This window comes from Vibrio sp. 10N.261.51.F11 (assembly GCF_041471665.1).
Classification (GTDB): domain Bacteria; phylum Pseudomonadota; class Gammaproteobacteria; order Enterobacterales; family Vibrionaceae; genus Vibrio; species Vibrio crassostreae_C.
In genome coordinates this window covers 1-16759 of sequence record NZ_JBFROW010000048.1, presented here as the reverse complement: position 1 = coordinate 16759, position 16759 = coordinate 1, and the positions used below count along the sequence as shown (strand labels likewise).

Here is a 16759-nt window from a genome sequence, read left to right as displayed (position 1 = left end):
ATCAGTAAAACGATCGTAAATAACGGTCGGATAGTCGTTAAAGAGTTCGTTAGAATTCATAAAAAATGCCAGCTTGATAGCTGGCATTTTTGTATCTGTTAACCGGGTAATTGCAACTCTGTTTTCTTCTAACAGGCAGCGGGTAGACGGTTACTTTTTACTGTTCAGAATACGCTGGATTCTTGGGTTAATCGCTTTGCCGTGCTGGCTTTCGTACTCTTCACGTTTTAAATCGTTTAGGTTTTTCACTGAGTTAGCGGCAAGCAGGAATTGCGGCAACTCCGTTTCCAGCATGCCTTTCTCATCTAAACGTTTTGCTTCCAAGTAGTACTTCTTAAACAGACCATCCAGCTTGTTTTCAGCCGTACGCTTCAAGTCATACAGTTTGTTCTGAATCAGCCATTTTTCAATTTTGTTGGCAGCGGTGCGAGACAACACACGGATACGGCTATCCAGCAACTCTTCTTCAGTTAAAGAATCTTTCAGGATCCACAGCTCACCCATTTGCGGCGGCCAGCTGTTGCCAAGCTGAATACGTTCGTGGCAGTGCATTAAAACGCGGTTAAGGCCGTCTGAATCAACAGAGTTGGCAAACTCAATGAACTTACCGCTTGGCTCACTACCGTACTGATATTCCCACTGCGTTTCGTACACGCTCAAGAAAGAGCCGAACACGTGAATACACCAATCGGTTAGTTCCAGCTCTGCAGGATCTTGATCAACAACAGGTACTTGTTGAGACGCACCAGAATCCGCAGCTTGTGCAGCCGCTACTTTCACTTCGGTACTTTGCGCTTCAATCACTTCAGGTACTAATGGACCTGTAGCGTCAGGTACAACAGGTTGAGCTGGCTCAGAAGGTTGGCTTTTTGCCTTTTTGAATGAGCTGCTGCCTGAAGCGTTCAGATGGGCTAAGCTTTTGTCTATACCCATTTCCTTGAGCTTGTCCTGCATTTCCTGAATATTGAGAGGTCTTCTGCTGTTGTTGTCTTTCATTTTGCTTCTCGTTAACTAGCCAGTACTGCAGCTTGGATTCAATCCGAGATAATGGCATTAATTCATTGGCTTTGGCTTTATACCAGAGGACAAATTTCTTCCATACTAAACTATGGTCACCGGTCAAACCGGAGAATTTAAACGCACGTTCTGCCCATGATGGTATCTCTTCTTCGTTGAGATCATGAGTAGAGACGGTGTTGCTGTTCATTGAGCCTCGACCTTGTGGGCGAGGGGCCTGCTGCATATGTTGCATTGGTGCCGGAGCAGGCTGAAACTTAGGTGCAGGTGCAGGTGCAGGTGCAGGTGCCGTAGAGTAGACCGGAATACTATTGGTCGGTTGAACCTCAACGTGCGCCGCAGTTTGCTCTTGCTCAATGAGCATTTTGAAAACGTGAATCTCTTTTTTATCCCGATAATCTACTTTTACCTTATCGAGAAAACCTTGGTCGACTAAACACTTAAGACAGTCGGCTAAACCAAACGTAGAGAGAGCACAAAGTTGACCTGCTGTTTGTAGGCACACATTGGTGTAGCCGAATTCGTCAGCACCGTCTGCAAGCATCAATAAAACCAGCTTTTCTGCAGGGCTAGAAGTATTCACTTGCCAAGCTAAATAAGAATATTTGGCGCTCAATATCGTGTTCTCAAAAAAGGTAAGTCGTTGTCACTATTGTAAGTCACCCCTTACCGAATTTATAGCAACTTAACAGAAAACGGCATTAGTAAGCCAAATATTGACCATAAGGAGACGTCTGCCCCATAAAGTAAGCCTACAGTCATTCATTCTTGTGGTTTAAGCTAGGAATCATTGGGCATGAATACGCATAGCAGCTTAAAGTGCCGACATTCTTTGTTAGGTTAAGAATGCCCAATTCGCGTCCACATTCTGTTGGTCACAATACAGGTCTTCTTTTAAAGTCTTCTCTTTAGGTCAACTATTGATGATTTTCTTAGCTATATCCCATTTATTCTCTTTCCATTCACAAAATGTATTTAATTTATAAAACCCCTTGATATGATCAATACTTGCGCTATTATGACGATAAGTCATAAATGACGAAGCGTCACAAAATGGTTAACTACATGAATTTACTATTCGTGTTAATATATTGGATAGGAGTGTTTTAAATACTGGCGAAGCTTAGATAACGGCTAAGCTCATATACGGACTAAAAAATTATGTTTGGCTTTGGTTGTAAAGGCGATAAACAAGGTATCTTTGGTTGCAAAGGCGTGTTGTCTAAAAAGCAGCAGTCTATTGCAGACCGAGAAGTAGAGTTGATGTTGTTAGCAAAAGATCTGGTTCGAGAACAAGGGTTCGGAAACCTCACGATGGACAAGCTAACGGCAGCGAGCTCTTATTCTAAAGGTACGATATACAATCACTTTTGCAGCAAAGAAGACGTCGTTTTAGCGTTATGTATTCACTCTCTCAAGACAGAAGCAATGATGTTTGCTCGCTCTGGAGAGTTTGAAGGCAACACACGTGAAAAGATCGTCGCATTGCACGTTGCTTACCGAATCTATGCTCGCATGGAACCGGTACTATCAACCTGTGCGATCATGGCTAAAAGCCCGTGGGTACTAGAGAAAGCGTCTAGTGCACGCGTCGCCGAGATGAATGAACTGGAAGAGTTGGTGATTGAACAATGCGACTCTATGGTTAACCAAGCGGTAGAAGCGGGTGACCTAAAGTTCTCTTCTGGCGTTGGCTCAGATGCCATCGTTTTTGCTAACTGGTCAATCGCATTTGGTTCAAATGCCTTGTCACAGAACGCATCAAACAGTCATTGTATTAAGCGGTTACAAGACCCGTATTCAGTATTACACAACGCGAACATGATTCTAGACGGCCTAAATTGGCAGCCCCTTTCTAGTGATTGGGATTACCGCAAAACTTGGCGTCGTGTAGAACAAGAACTGTTCAGTGAAGAGATCGCTTACTTAGAGTCTGTAGGTCGATAGCTTCCGTTAAGCCCACACATGTGGGTTTATTAATAACCATTTTTGACGATTCGTCACAAACTTGAGACTGACCGACTGTGGTTGCTGTTTTCTTGAGTGTTTGACTAAGCATTGTGTCTTTTGTCAGCTTCGGCTGGCTTTTTATGACACAAATATGACGAATCGTCACAAATGGAGACTGTGATGAAACATGACAGCCAGAAGCCCACGTTCGATCAGCAAAACCGAGATAACCCTAATGCCGATAGCGCAAACACAGATCTAAACAGTTGGCACTCAATACCTACCAAGCGTTCGTTTATCGTTCTGCTGGTGGTGTTTTCAATCATCATTCTCTCTGCATTAGGGGCTAAGAACCTCTACTTTAGAGGGGACTACAACATCTTCTTCGAAGGCACCAACAAGCAGTTGATGGCGTTCGATGAAATCCAAACCACCTTTGCAAAAATCGACAACCTTGCGATTGTTGTCGCACCTGAAGATGGCAATGTCTTCACTCCTGAAACTCTCACCCTGATTCAAAATCTCACGGTTGATGCGTGGCAGATCCCGTATTCAAGCCGTGTCGATTCCCTTGCTAATTATCAGCACACCGAAGCCATTGAAGATGATCTTTTGGTAGAAGACTTGCTGTATGAAGAGTACGAACACACACCAGAACGCATCGCCAAAGTAAAACAGATCGCCCTTAACGAGCCGTTGCTTAAGAATGCCTTGGTGTCGGCCTCTGGCGATGTGACGATTGTGAACGTCACCGTGCAACTGCCAGAAGTGGACAAAACCGCAGAAGTGCAAGAGGTGATTGCGGCAATCAATACCATGATCGGCAAGTACCAAGCTCAGTATCCTAATGTCGAATTCCATAAAGCGGGCATCATAGCCATGAACAACGCATTTATGACTTCGGCTCAAGAAGACAGCTCAACGCTCGTTCCCTTGATGCTGTTGGTGGTACTGGTGTTCCTGACCTTTATGCTGCGCTCGTTCTTTAGTGTGGTGGCGACGCTCATTGTGATCATCTCTTCGATTGTTGCCACCATGGGATTGTCTGGTTGGGCAGGGATGTTCTTGAGTACCGCAACCGTGAATGTGCCAACCTTGGTTTTAACTTTGGCGGTGGCTGATTGTGTTCACGTGATTGTGACCATGAGACAAGCGATGCAGCGCGGTATGGAGAAAGCACAAGCCATTCAATACAGCATCAAGCTCAATGCGATGCCGATTCTGATCACCTCGGTGACCACTGCGATTGGTTTCCTGATGATGAACATGTCGGACTCACCAGTGCTGCGTGATTTCGGTAACTTATCGGCACTGGGTGTACTTATTGCGTGCTTCTTGTCTGTGACTATGTTGCCAGCGTTGCTAAAACTGCTGCCAGTCAAACGTCTACCTGCCAACCCTAAGGCGGCAGACAAAGTCACCTTCATGGATAAGCTGGGCGATTTTGTCGTAACTAACCGTAAAGCACTGCTGCCGATTTCTACGCTAGTGATTGTTGGCGCTGCCGCGTTAATTCCGCTCAACAAAGTCAACGATGAATCGGTGAAGTATTTCGATACCTCAAGTGAATTCAGACAAGCGGCTGACTTCATGGAAGAGACCGTAAGCGGCATGACAACCCTCAGTATCGCAGTGAAAACTAACGAGTCTCAAGCGATTGCTGATCCTGTGTTCTTGCAAGCAATTGGTGACTTTACTAAGTGGCTACGCGTTCAACCAGAAACTGACCATGTGGCAACGCTTTCTGATGTTTATATGCGTTTGAACAAGAATATGCATGCCGACGACGACAGCTACTACAAGCTACCGCTGAACCGTGAACTTGCCGCGCAATATCTGCTGCTTTACGAAATGTCTCTGCCGTACGGCTTGGACTTGAACAACCAGATCAACGTCGATAAATCATCGATCAAAATGGTACTCACCGTCGATAACCTTGGCAGCGTTGAGCTAGTCGAACTCGAAGAGCGCATTTACTCATGGTTTGCAGCCAATGCACCGCAATATGAAGTGGTGGCTTCGAGCCCGTCACTGATGTTTGCTCATATTGGCGAAACCAACATGGCGAGCATGCTATCAACTTTGCCTATCACCCTAGTGCTTATCTCTGGCTTGATGATCTTTGCATTGCGCTCGGTTCGCTTAGGCATGATCAGCCTAGTGCCCAACATTGCGCCTGCGATCATTGGCTTTGGTTTATGGGCGCTTATCTCAGGTGAAATCAACCTCGGTTTGTCAGTCGTGGTCACGCTCACGTTGGGTATCGTGGTTGATGATGCGGTGCACTTCTTGAGTAAATACCAGCGCGCAAGAATCGAAGGGAAATCAGCAGAAGAAGCGGTTCGATACGCTTTCCACACCGTAGGTCGCGCTTTGTGGATCACCACTGTTGTGCTAGTGGCCGGTTTCTCTGTACTGGCGATGTCGAGCTTCAGACTCAACTCCGACATGGGCTTACTCAGCGCGATTGTGATTTTCATTGCGCTGGTGGTCGATTTCATCTTGCTACCAAGCTTACTGATGATCTTCGACAAACAGACCCACTATTCAGCTAAAACTCAGCACGAATCAAAGCCAGATACCAAGTCGCAGCCTAGATCGACAGCCGAACTGACTACTTCGACCAAATAAGGAAACGTCGGCCTGCTGCGGTGGGCTGACTCAAGGAGATATTTATGAAAAGCGTTAAACAAACATTCGCTACTACATTACTTACTGTTAGCTCGTTGGCACTGAGCACATTCGCCGCTTTCCCAGCGTTAGCAGACCCTGCGAAAGGCTTAGAAATTGCCGAGCAACGTAAAGCGGTCGATGTCGGGTGGGGCGATTCTGTCGCAACCATGGAAATGCTACTTCGCAACAAACAGGGCGAAAGCAGTAAACGTCTGATGCGATTGAAATCTTTGGAAGTCGATGACGATGGCGACAAAGGCTTAACCATTTTTGATGAACCACGCGACGTAAAAGGCACGGCTTTCCTAAACCATTCGCACATCACCAAATCCGATGACCAGTGGTTGTATCTTCCTGCACTCAAGCGTGTAAAACGCATCTCTTCACGCAACAAATCTGGCCCGTTTATGGGCAGTGAATTTGCGTATGAGGACTTAAGCTCGTTTGAACTTGAAAAGTACACCTTCAACTACATTGAAGACGCGAAACTGGAAGGCGTAGACACCTTTGTTTTAGAGCAAGTACCGACCGATAAAAACTCAGGCTACACCATGCAAAAGGTATGGCTAGACCAACAGCACTACCGCCCAATGAAAGTCGAGTTTTACGACCGCAAAGGCGCACTGCTTAAAACTCTATCGTTCCAAGATTACAAACAGTACCTAAACCAATACTGGCGCGCACACACCATGGCGATGCAAAACCATCAAACAGGCAAAAGCACCGTATTAACCACGACAGATTTAGTGTTCCAGACCGGTCTTAAAGACAAGGATTTCCAAAAGAACACACTAAAACGTGCGAAATAAGGCAGGAATATGAAAAGGATTGTGGCAACAGGAACCCAATTATCCTTAACCTTGGCGGCGACCGTCGGGCTTATGCAGGTGTCGTTGCCTTGTGTGGCGGCAGGCTTTAGTCCTGATATCGCAGGGCAGGTTAACCTTGAACATAGGCAGTTCTTTAGCGACGGCTTACAAGGGCAAGACAAAGGACAAAGCTCACTGGTGTTGCAGCCAGAGTTTTACTGGGAGCAACAAGAGGGCAACGGCAGCATTACCTTCACCCCGTTTTATCGCCTAGACAGTGAAGACGATGAACGAACTCATGGTGATATTCGCGAAGCCTTATATTTAACCTATTGGGATGATTACGAACTGCGAGCGGGTGTTGGAAAGGTATTTTGGGGCGTAACCGAATCGGCGCATTTAGTGGATGTGGTAAACCAGACCGATGCCATTGAATCGGTCGATGGCGAATCCAAGTTAGGTCAGCCTATGGTGCACTTCACCTCGATAAAAGAGTGGGGCACCATAGACGCCATGTTACTGCCGTATTTTCGTGAGCGTACCTTCGCAGGCGAAGACGGTCGATTAAGGCCAACCGTGCCAGTATCGGACGATGCGCTTTACGAATCTTCACGAGAAGAAAAACACGTTGATGTGGCATTGCGTTACAGCCAAATGTACGGTGATTGGGATGTCGGTTTAAGCTACTTAGGCGGCACAAACCGCGACCCTTATTACCGTGTGGAAGGCAATCAACTCAAGCCATACTACGCCCAAATGCAACACTTCGGATTGGATGTTCAAGGCATTATCGGTGACTGGTTATGGAAGCTGGAAAGCATTTATCGCGACAGCTACGACAACCATACCGGCGTGGCGACAGGCTTTGAATACACTTGGGTAGGGGCGCTTGAATCGTACTGGGACATCGGCTTCATCGCTGAATACCTGTATGACAGCCGAGGCAACAATGCCCAAACCATCGGCCAAAATGATGTGTTCCTTGGGGCACGTTTCGCTTTGAACGATGAAGACGGCACCGAAGTGCTTACTGGTATCACTCAAGACTTAGATAACAGTGATGTCTACAGTGCCAAGCTAGAGGCATCGAGCCGTATTAACAACAATCTCAAGTGGCGACTGAATGCTTGGTTGTTTGAGAACGAAACCCCAGAGGACTTGTTGTTCTTCGCACGCAAGGATGACTTTGTTGAGATGGCGTTGGAATATTATTTCTAATGTTAGCTTCGTGGGGCGTTCCTGTTGGGGGGGACGTCTCAAATTTAAGATGAGCCATATTTAGAATGTTCAAAGTCGTCTTTTTATAAAGTGGATCAAACAATCGAATAAACCTACAGGTAAAATGGTTATATTTTTTCAGTATCTATAACCTCCGAATATGCATGTAAATCGTGCTGGTGGTATCGGCCTTAAGGGATTTATGAATTCATTTAATTGGGATAAAAACTTTGAAACAGGCATTGGTGTTGTAGATGAACAGCATCAATATCTTGTTGGTATTATCAACCACTACGGAAATCTGTTGTCAGAGAACACTATCTCTATCGACGACATAAACGTCGCTTTACTCGATCTCACATGCTATGCCGAATTTCACTTTAAAGAAGAAGAATCTTTGATGAGAGATTGCGGTGTGTATGAGCGACACATTGAAGAGCATATCAAAGTGCATCGTGTATTTATGCAAGATATCTACAGTATGCAAGCTTTCATCATGGAAGAAGATCAGTCGTCAGCACGGCAGTTACTTGATTTATTGATCCACTGGCTTGCTTACCACATCCTCGGCATCGACCAAAACATGGCGCGACAAATGACCGCGATAGAAGAGGGCGCGACACCTCTGCAAGCCTTTGAAGCGGAAGAAAAGCAGCAAGATTCTGCGACTGTCCCGCTGTTGGCTGCGCTTAACGGCCTGTTTGAACAAGTCTCTGAACGAAACAAACAGTTGTTACGCTTCAACCAGTTACTCGAAGATAAAGTTGAGGAACGTACGGCAGAATTAAAACGAGCGAATAAGAGACTTGAAGAACTGTCATTAACCGACTCTCTTACTAATTTGCATAACCGTCGTAGTGCTTTTAAACAGTTAGCGCTGCATTGGCAAGACTCCAAAGAACTGGGCATGCCTTTAGTGTGTATTATGATTGATGCCGACCACTTCAAGCGCATTAATGACACCAGCGGCCATGATGCAGGCGACTTGGTGCTACAAACCCTCTCGCGTGAACTGAAAAACACGTTCCGTAATGATGATATTGTTTGCCGGTTAGGTGGCGATGAGTTCTTGGTTATTTGCCCAAACACCGACCTTAAAGGTGGGATGTACATCGCGGAAACCGCTCGACAGAAAGTGTCTGAATTAGAGGTTGAAACCAGTCATCAAGTTTGGATTGGCAGTATTAGTGTCGGTGTCGCTGAAATGACCCAAGAATTCGAAACCATGAACGAATTGATTAAAGCGGCGGATGAGTCCGTCTATTTAGCAAAAAACGCAGGGAAGAACAGCGTTTGTTCTATTCAGATCTAGCCTTCAGGTCATTTCCAAATTAAGAAGTGGAACCTGTAATTGTTCCACTTCTTCCTACTCCTCATTAATATCCTGTTAAATTTGCCGTGTTTTTAGGCAATAACTTGTTCTTTTAGCGATTCAATTTGGCATTGGTTGCGTGTTTGATTACTATGTGTAGCTATCTAAAAAAACTAATCATCCGATACGGACACTACCAACTGGTAGATGAGGAAATGATGCAACATCTAGAAGAGATCATTGCTAATGCAACGACTGCTATTGATACAGCAGATTCGTTAGTCGCACTTGATGAAGTGCGAGTTCAGTATTTAGGTAAGAAGGGTGAATTAACTCTTCAACTACAAAGCCTAGGTAAACTTCCACCTGAAGAGCGTCGCACTGCTGGTCAAGAGATCAACAAAGCGAAAGGTGCTGTTCAACAAGCGATCGCAGCTCGCAAAGACGCACTACAACGTGCAGAGCTTGAAGCGAAACTAGCTGAAGAAACTATCGATGTGAGCCTACCAGGTCGTCGCATTGAGAACGGTGGTCTTCACCCAGTTACTCGCACTGTTGAGCGTATCGAACAGTTCTTTGGTGAGCTTGGCTTTAGCACTGAGTCTGGCCCTGAGATCGAAGATGCATTCCACAACTTTGATGCACTAAACATCGCAGACGATCACCCAGCTCGTACTGATCACGATACTTTCTTCTTCAACCCTGATCTAATGCTACGTACGCACACTTCTGGTGTTCAAATCCGTACGATGGAAAACGGCAAACCGCCATTCCGCTTCATTGCTCCGGGTCGTGTTTACCGTAACGACTACGATCAAACTCACACGCCAATGTTCCACCAAGTGGAAGGTATGTTAGTTGATGAGAACGTAAACTTCGCACAACTTAAAGGCATTCTTAACGATTTCCTTTGTAACTTCTTTGAAGAAGAAGTTGAAGTGCGTTTCCGTCCTTCATTCTTCCCGTTCACAGAGCCTTCAGCTGAAGTTGACGTGAAACGTAAAGATGGCAAATGGCTAGAAGTTCTAGGCTGTGGCATGGTTCACCCTAACGTACTTCGCTCTGTTGGCATCGACCCTGAGAAATACTCTGGTTTTGCATTCGGTATGGGTGTAGAGCGTCTAACGATGCTTCGTTACGGCGTAAATGACCTTCGTGCGTTCTTCGAGAACGACCTTCGTTTCCTTAAACAATTCAAGTAATCCGGGGCAGTCGAAACTATGAAATTCAGTGAATCTTGGCTACGCGAGTGGGTTAAACCTGCAATTAACAGCGAAGAGCTAGCTCACCAAATCACTATGGCTGGTTTGGAAGTTGACGATGTAGAACCTGTTGCTGGTGAATTCACCGGCGTTAAAGTAGGTAAAGTGGTTGAGTGCGGTCAGCACCCAGACGCAGACAAACTACAAGTAACTAAAATTGATATCGGCGAAGAAGAGCTGTTAGACATCGTATGTGGTGCATCTAACTGTCGTCTTGGCCTAACTGTAGCAGTAGCAACAGTTGGCGCAGTACTGCCTGGTAACTTCAAAATCAAGAAAGCAAAACTACGTGGCGTTCCATCGCACGGCATGCTTTGTTCTTTCTCTGAGCTAGGTATCGACGTAGAGTCTGACGGCATCCTTGAGCTGCCAGAAGGCACAACGCTAGGTATGGACGTTCGTGAGCTTCTTGAGCTTAACGACGTAACTATCGACGTAGACCTAACAGCAAACCGCGCAGACTGCTTCAGCATCCGTGGCCTTGCTCGTGAAGTTGGCGTACTAAACCGCGCAGACGTTACAGAGCCAGCAGTTGAAGCTGTTGCAACAAGCATTGAAGACACAGTATCTGTTGAAATCAAAGCAACTGATGCTTGTCCACGTTACCTTGGCCGTGTGGTTAAGAACGTAAACGTGAAAGCGGAATCGCCAATCTGGATGCAAGAAAAACTGCGTCGTTGTGGTATCCGTTCAATCGACCCAGTTGTAGACATCACAAACTACGTGATGCTAGAGCAAGGCCAACCAATGCACGCATTTGATCTAGCTAAGATCGAAGGCGGTATCGTGGTTCGTCTAGCAGAGCAGGGCGAAAAGCTAACACTTCTAGATGGCAACGAAGCTGAACTAAACAGCAACACGCTTGTTATCGCAGACCAAAACAAAGCACTAGCAATCGCTGGTATCTTTGGCGGTCAAGATTCAGGTGTTACTACTGAAACGACAGACGTACTTCTTGAAGCAGCATTCTTCGCACCGGATCACATCCGTGGTCGTGCACGTGCTTACGGCCTTCACACAGATTCTTCTCTACGTTTCGAACGTGGTGTTGATTCAACACTTCAAGCAGCAGCAATGGAGCGTGCAACACAGCTTCTAGTTGAAATCTGTGGTGGTGAAGTTGCGCCAGTAAACGGCAGCGAATCTGAAGCTGATCTTCCTAAAGCAAACGTAGTTGCTCTACGTCGCGCTAAACTAGACAGCCTACTAGGTCACGAAATCCCATCTACAGACGTAGTGGAAATTCTTACTCGCCTAGGTTGTAACGTTGAAACGACAGACGCTGGCTGGACGGCAACGTCTCCATCTTGGCGTTTTGATATCGCAATCGAGCAAGACCTAATTGAAGAAGTAGGTCGTATCTACGGTTACGATAACATTCCAAACCAAGCGCCTAAAGCGGCACTTAAAATGAATGACCACAAAGAAGCTGACCAACCGCTTAAGCGCGTTCGTGACCTTCTTGTAGACCGTGGCTACCACGAAGCAATCACATACAGCTTCGTAGAACCAGAGCAGCAAAAACTTGTTGTACCTGGTGTTGAGCCGCTAATCCTGCCATTCCCAATCTCTGCGGATATGTCAGCAATGCGTCTTGGCCTAATCCAAGGTCTACTAAACACAGTTGTTCACAACCAGAAGCGTCAACAGTCTCGCGTTCGTCTATTCGAATCAGGCCTACGTTTCATCCCTGAAGCAACTGCTGAAAACGGCATGCGCCAAGAAATGATGCTTGCGGGCGTTATCTCTGGTACTCGTGGCGAAGAGCACTGGGACATTGCAACTAACACTGTTGACTTCTTCGACCTGAAAGGCGACCTAGAAGCAGTTCTTGAGCTTTCTGCAAACGAAATCGCATACAGCTTCAAAGCAGCTAAGCACCCAGCACTTCACCCAGGTCAAACTGCGGCTATCGTCGTAGACGGCAAAGAAGTGGGTATCATTGGTACTGTTCACCCAGAACTAGAGCGTAAGTTTGGTCTTAACGGCCGCACTATCGTATTCGAAATCGAATGGGCAGCTATCAACACTCGCGTGCTTCCAGAAGCAGTAGCTGTATCTAAGTTCCCTGCAAACCGTCGTGATATCGCTGTTGTTGTTGACGAAGCAGTTGCTTCTGGCGACATCGTAGAAGCGTGTATCGCAGCTGGTGGTGAATTCCTAACAGGCGCTAAACTGTTCGACGTATACGTTGGTCAAGGCGTTGAAGAAGGTAAGAAGAGCCTAGCAATCGCACTTAGCCTACAGTCTGTAGAGCGCACACTTGAAGATGCAGACATCGCTGGTTCAGTAGATGCTATCGTAGCTTCAATCTCAGAGAAATTCGGCGCAGCACTTCGCGACTAATCTCTTCTGATAGATAGAAAAACAAAGGCCTCGCATTGCGAGGCCTTTTTTGTTTTGGAGATGGATGCGGATACTAACTCATTATTGGGCATAAACGCGTTATACTCAAAACTCTAATTCACTTAACTGATATTAGAAAAAGTATCTTGAAACCGTAAAGCTGCGAGTTTGATACGGCGACGTTGAACAATGAGTATTAGCTATCTAATCAATTACGCTAGTATGGGCGAAGTCTGAAAGTAATAGACTCAGAAAGCGTATTAATAATAAACAACAAAAGTCTGGTGAGTGTGTTACCTTGGTTGTTATCCCTACCGCTTAGTAGGGACTTCTTTTCTTTTCCGAACTCGCAACTCGGCACTCCTTAGTCGCCCTCCTAAGCCATACTGCAGGCTTTAATTATGTCCATCTCAACCGAAAAGTTAAGAAATATATTCAGACTCTCTAGAATTGAAAATGTAGATACCAACAACGTCCCCCATATAGCTCCTTGGTTACCACTTGCTCAGAAAGTAAAACCAGTCATCCCTTCTGCGATTATATATTGCGAAGGTAATTTTGGTAAAATTGATGGTAAAACCGCTAATGGATTAGTGAGACATTCGTTAAGCTATCGTATTCTATCAGTTATTGATAGTGAGTCTGCTGGCTTAGATGCTGGTGAAGTTCTTGATAACAAAGCCAATGGAATACCTATCCTTGCTAATGCTGAAGAAGCTATCATTCACGCAGAAAGCATTCCTGATTACTTCATTTTTGGCATTGCGCCATCAAGTGGCTTTTTATCTGACTTAGATAAAAGCATCATTTTAAATGCCATGTCACTAGGAATGAACATCGTAAATGGCTTACATGAATTCCTAACCGATGATACTCTATTTTTAGAAGCCAGCTTAAAGAATAACGTTCGAATATTCGATACTCGCAAACCCAAAAATAAAGGCGAACTGAAAACGTTTAGCGGGAAAATACACAACGTTAAATGCCCGAGAATTGCTGTAATGGGGACGGATTGCGCGCTAGGAAAACGAACAACAGCAACAATATTGGCGAATGAACTGACTAAAAAAGGCCTTAACGTCGTTCTGATTGCCACTGGTCAAACAGGCATTATGCAGGGCGCACAATACTGCGTTGCACTCGATGCTGTTCCTTCACAATTTTGTGCCGGTGAGTTGGAATCTGTCATTGTACAGGCCTATGAAAAAGAAAATCCGGATCTGATTATTATTGAAGGGCAAGGAGCCTTGAGTCACCCTGCGTTTTCAACCAGCGCTTTTATCTTACGTGGCAGTTGTCCAACGGGTGTGATACTGCAACATGCCCCTAAACGTTTATATCGTAGTGATTTTCCTGATTGCCCAATGCCTTCGATTGCCTCAGAAATCAATCTTATCGAAACGTTTTCTAATACCAATGTTATTGGACTAACACTGAATCATGAAGATATGTCGTTGGATGAAACACGTTGTGCGATAGACACTTACACTACCGAATTTGGTTTACCGGTTACTGATGTCTTGTCACAGCCTGTTGAACATCTACTGCACATCGTAACGTCAGCCTTTCCTATAATAGCAAGTAAACTGGCCGAAAAAGGGTGAACTACCCTAGGTTAGACATCGATTGTGGGAAAGTTCATCATAACGCTCAGTTCCTGATTTCTCAGCTCTCACTGAAAAATATATCCGTTACGCCTGTAACAAAAGCCTTCCTCGGCCACCCTATCATCGCACAAGTTCTTATTGATGCTGGCGCAACAATGTTAGCCGATTCAAGAATCGAAAATCTTCAAAAGATGACTGAATCTGGCATTGCTATCCCTAAAATGCTGATACGTACACCCATGCTCAGTCAAGTGGCGAGCGTAATAAAATACAGTGATATGAGTTTAAACTCTGAAGTTGAAGTGATTCAGAGGCTTTCACATGCAGCGGAACAACAAAATTGCTGTCACGGTATCATTATTATGGTTGAGCTTGGCGATCTCAGAGAAGGTGTGATGCCAAATCGCGTGATTGATTTTATCCGAGAGATTATTTCTTTACCAAACATCACGATAAAAGGAATTGGTACGAATTTAGCCTGTCGGTATGGTGTCGCTCCAGATGATCAAAATATGAGTATTCTTTCTGAGCTTGCCGATGGAATTGAAGCTACATTTGGGGTCAGTCTAGAAATTATTTCAGGGGGTAATTCTGCTTCAGTTAACTGGGCTCTTCAGAGAACAGGCTTAACTCGAGTCAATAACCTTCGTATAGGAGAAGCAATTTTTTTAGGCTGTGAGCCTTTAGAGCACGAAAATATCAAAGGCTTACATACGGATGCGGTTTCTTTGACCGCTGAAGTGATTGAATCCAAGACTAAACCGACTTTGCCTTGGGGGAGTCGGGGGTTAAATGCTTTTGGTGAAAAAGAAAACCTTCAAGATAGAGGGGAGGTCTCACAAGCTATTCTAGCATTAGGCCGCCAAGATGTTTGTGTCAGCGGGCTTAAGGTTCCGAATGGGATTAAGATCATGTCTTCAACCAGTGATCATCTTGTCCTTGAATCCTCACAGAAACCACTATTTGTAGGGGAAAAAGTCACATTCAGTTTAGATTACAGTGCGCTCTTATCTTCTATATCTTCACGTTATATCCATAAATATTTTAAGGCACCTAAAGGGAGAAGAAAGGAAGAAGGAGCGCATAATGCTACGAACAACTGTAATTCTCTTCGTCAGTGTCATGCTTAACGGTTGTCAGATAAGCCCAATAAAATCTAATGGACTTGCCGATTATAGAGCGACAGTTATTTCAAGCCAACTTCCACAAGAGTTAGGCTCAATCACACTCGTAAATGCACAGTCAGAGGGCGATAGTGTCACTCTTGTTTTCGTAAAAAAGAAAACTTTGAATATGGACCGCTTAGTAAAAAAAGTCGCCGTTAGTTTTTGTGACAACATCGAAATAAGACCACTATTAGAGAGTGGGATCTCTTATCGAATCATAACCTTAGGAAAAAATGAGAAAGTAGAAAGCCTTAACGTCATTTCTCTAGCTAAGTGCTCTAATTGAATGCTTAGCAGTCGAATGGATAAAAGCCAATACGAGTTGTTCAATGTACTCAATGACACTATTTTAATGAGGTTTGACCGCCTTACGCTTTGGGAAAAAAACTTTATCACAGAGTTACACCATAAGGTCGTAACTAGACAACTCATTTCAATTAAACAAAAACAGCTTGCTTTAAAAATTTCAATGAAAGCCTATAAATCAAAGAAGAAAAACGCGCGTTCCAACGTTTAATTTAAGCTTGTGTATACCTAATCTGTTCAAGGTCCTCTAAACCTTGGACAGATTAGTAGTATTTGCACTTAACGTATTGAAAATAATCAAGTGTAGCGGTGAATGGGTAACAACTTTCAGCGTAATAGCAATTGAAACACCTAAGTATTTAGGTTCCTTTTCGATTAACACTCAGTACCTTCTGAAAGCAACAATGCATCTTCTAATTCAACCCCAAGATAGCGGATTGTATTATCTACCTTGGTATGACCAAGTAGTAGCTGCACCGCTCGGATATTTTTCGTTTTTGCGTAGACTAACGTCGCTTTTGTTCGCCTCATCGAGTGAGTGCCATACAAGTTAGGATCCAACCCCAGATTAGAAGCCCATCTCCTCACTAAGTATCGATAGTACGAATAGCTAATCGGTTGTTGCTTTCGCCTTTGGCTTGGGAAAATAAAATTGCTGTCATGTAGCGAAGCCATCAAAATCCATTTCATTAGACTCTGTTGAGTTCTTGTCGTTATCTCAAATTGAACTTCAATATCTGTTTTGCGCTGGATATGCTTAACGCGGTTAAATATCCTATCTTGCGAAGATACATCGCAAACTCTGAGAACGAGCAATTCACTTGCTCTAAGTTTGCTATCAATAGCTAAGTTGAGCAATGCAAGCTGCATCAAATTATTTTCAATTTCTAATCTGGTTCTGATCCGCCAAATTTCCTCAAGCCGAAAAGGCTTTTTGACGCCACTTCGTTTCGTTTTGTTGAAAACTACCATGATGACCTCCTTTTTAATTTGGTCATCACGATTGTAGTTGGAAGGAAATGGACAAAAGTTTGCAGTGATTATCCTAAATTAGCTTTTCACGAATTACCTTGAAGGGCTCTTCTCCGCTTAG

At 44.7% G+C, this 16759-nt stretch carries 14 protein-coding genes; 11 read left to right on the top strand and 3 right to left on the bottom strand.

All coding sequences use genetic code 11. The features are described 5' to 3' along the window. Nucleotides 1-150: 150 nt before the first annotated feature. Nucleotides 151-933, bottom strand: a complete 783-nt coding sequence (locus tag AB4351_RS16180) for a hypothetical protein (RefSeq protein WP_136974838.1) — start codon at nt 931-933, stop codon at nt 151-153. After that, a complete protein-coding gene (locus AB4351_RS16175; RefSeq protein ID WP_017068790.1) occupies nt 854-1633 on the bottom strand; it encodes a hypothetical protein in 780 nt (259 codons plus the stop codon). Before AB4351_RS16175 ends, AB4351_RS16180 begins: the two co-directional genes overlap by 80 nt. A 545-nt stretch (nt 1634-2178) precedes the next feature. Between AB4351_RS16175 and AB4351_RS16170 the strand changes: the two genes are divergently transcribed. The 11 genes from AB4351_RS16170 to AB4351_RS16120 all read left to right on the top strand — a co-directional run bounded on the left by AB4351_RS16170 (nt 2179) and on the right by AB4351_RS16120 (nt 15877). Then, nucleotides 2179-2964: a TetR/AcrR family transcriptional regulator gene (locus AB4351_RS16170; protein ID WP_004741595.1), complete on the top strand. Its 786-nt coding sequence runs from the start codon at nt 2179-2181 to the stop codon at nt 2962-2964. 171 nt (nt 2965-3135) lie between these two features. Continuing rightward, the gene (locus tag AB4351_RS16165; RefSeq protein ID WP_372126562.1) at nt 3136-5598 is read left to right on the top strand and encodes an RND family transporter; all 2463 of its coding nucleotides are present in this window, start codon (nt 3136-3138) and stop codon (nt 5596-5598) included. Nucleotides 5599-5642: 44 nt separating this feature from the next. Next, nucleotides 5643-6449 carry an outer membrane lipoprotein-sorting protein gene (locus AB4351_RS16160; RefSeq protein ID WP_372126560.1) on the top strand — a complete coding sequence of 269 codons (807 nt, stop codon included), beginning with the start codon at nt 5643-5645 and terminating at the stop codon, nt 6447-6449. Between the two features lie 9 nt (nt 6450-6458). After that, on the top strand, nt 6459-7667 hold the full coding sequence (locus tag AB4351_RS16155; RefSeq protein ID WP_017060449.1) for a hypothetical protein: 1209 nt from the start codon (nt 6459-6461) through the stop codon (nt 7665-7667). Between the two features lie 202 nt (nt 7668-7869). Continuing rightward, nucleotides 7870-8979 (top strand): GGDEF domain-containing protein, encoded by a 1110-nt coding sequence (locus AB4351_RS16150; RefSeq protein ID WP_029235308.1) that lies wholly within the window; start codon nt 7870-7872, stop codon nt 8977-8979. A 218-nt stretch (nt 8980-9197) separates the two neighbouring features. Next, nucleotides 9198-10181, top strand: coding sequence for a phenylalanine--tRNA ligase subunit alpha (gene pheS / locus AB4351_RS16145; protein WP_004734764.1), 984 nt, complete (start codon nt 9198-9200; stop codon nt 10179-10181). Between the two features lie 18 nt (nt 10182-10199). Further along, on the top strand, nt 10200-12587 hold the full coding sequence (pheT, locus tag AB4351_RS16140) for a phenylalanine--tRNA ligase subunit beta (RefSeq protein WP_372122323.1): 2388 nt from the start codon (nt 10200-10202) through the stop codon (nt 12585-12587). 401 nt (nt 12588-12988) lie between these two features. Then, entirely contained in the window at nt 12989-14191 is a 1203-nt protein-coding gene (locus AB4351_RS16135) for a DUF1611 domain-containing protein (RefSeq protein WP_372126559.1), read from the top strand. Continuing rightward, nucleotides 14188-15324 (top strand): alanine/ornithine racemase family PLP-dependent enzyme, encoded by a 1137-nt coding sequence (locus AB4351_RS16130; protein ID WP_372126558.1) that lies wholly within the window; start codon nt 14188-14190, stop codon nt 15322-15324. Before AB4351_RS16135 ends, AB4351_RS16130 begins: the two co-directional genes overlap by 4 nt. Further along, nucleotides 15281-15646: a type II secretion system pilot lipoprotein GspS-beta gene (gspS2, locus tag AB4351_RS16125; RefSeq protein WP_372126557.1), complete on the top strand. Its 366-nt coding sequence runs from the start codon at nt 15281-15283 to the stop codon at nt 15644-15646. Before AB4351_RS16130 ends, gspS2 begins: the two co-directional genes overlap by 44 nt. Continuing rightward, complete coding sequence (locus tag AB4351_RS16120) at nt 15647-15877, top strand: hypothetical protein (protein WP_372126556.1); 231 nt, start codon at nt 15647-15649, stop codon at nt 15875-15877. Between the two features lie 164 nt (nt 15878-16041). Here the strand turns inward: AB4351_RS16120 and AB4351_RS16115 are convergent, their stop codons facing one another. Then, complete coding sequence (locus AB4351_RS16115) at nt 16042-16638, bottom strand: tyrosine-type recombinase/integrase (protein ID WP_371724440.1); 597 nt, start codon at nt 16636-16638, stop codon at nt 16042-16044. Between the last annotated feature and the right edge of the window lie 121 nt (nt 16639-16759).

What these genes read in the sequence shown, in the direction of transcription:
- AB4351_RS16170 (WP_004741595.1), top strand. Translation starts at nt 2,179, where the DNA reads ATGTTTGGCTTTGGTTGTAAAGGCGATAAACAAGGTATCTTTGGTTGC.
- AB4351_RS16165 (WP_372126562.1), top strand. Translation starts at nt 3,136, where the DNA reads ATGGAGACTGTGATGAAACATGACAGCCAGAAGCCCACGTTCGATCAG.
- AB4351_RS16120 (WP_372126556.1), top strand. Translation starts at nt 15,647, where the DNA reads ATGCTTAGCAGTCGAATGGATAAAAGCCAATACGAGTTGTTCAATGTA.
- pheS (WP_004734764.1), top strand. Translation starts at nt 9,198, where the DNA reads ATGCAACATCTAGAAGAGATCATTGCTAATGCAACGACTGCTATTGAT.
- AB4351_RS16155 (WP_017060449.1), top strand. Translation starts at nt 6,459, where the DNA reads ATGAAAAGGATTGTGGCAACAGGAACCCAATTATCCTTAACCTTGGCG.
- AB4351_RS16180 (WP_136974838.1), bottom strand. Translation starts at nt 933, where the DNA reads ATGGGTATAGACAAAAGCTTAGCCCATCTGAACGCTTCAGGCAGCAGC.
- AB4351_RS16115 (WP_371724440.1), bottom strand. Translation starts at nt 16,638, where the DNA reads ATGGTAGTTTTCAACAAAACGAAACGAAGTGGCGTCAAAAAGCCTTTT.
- AB4351_RS16160 (WP_372126560.1), top strand. Translation starts at nt 5,643, where the DNA reads ATGAAAAGCGTTAAACAAACATTCGCTACTACATTACTTACTGTTAGC.
- gspS2 (WP_372126557.1), top strand. Translation starts at nt 15,281, where the DNA reads ATGCTACGAACAACTGTAATTCTCTTCGTCAGTGTCATGCTTAACGGT.
- AB4351_RS16135 (WP_372126559.1), top strand. Translation starts at nt 12,989, where the DNA reads ATGTCCATCTCAACCGAAAAGTTAAGAAATATATTCAGACTCTCTAGA.
- pheT (WP_372122323.1), top strand. Translation starts at nt 10,200, where the DNA reads ATGAAATTCAGTGAATCTTGGCTACGCGAGTGGGTTAAACCTGCAATT.
- AB4351_RS16150 (WP_029235308.1), top strand. Translation starts at nt 7,870, where the DNA reads ATGAATTCATTTAATTGGGATAAAAACTTTGAAACAGGCATTGGTGTT.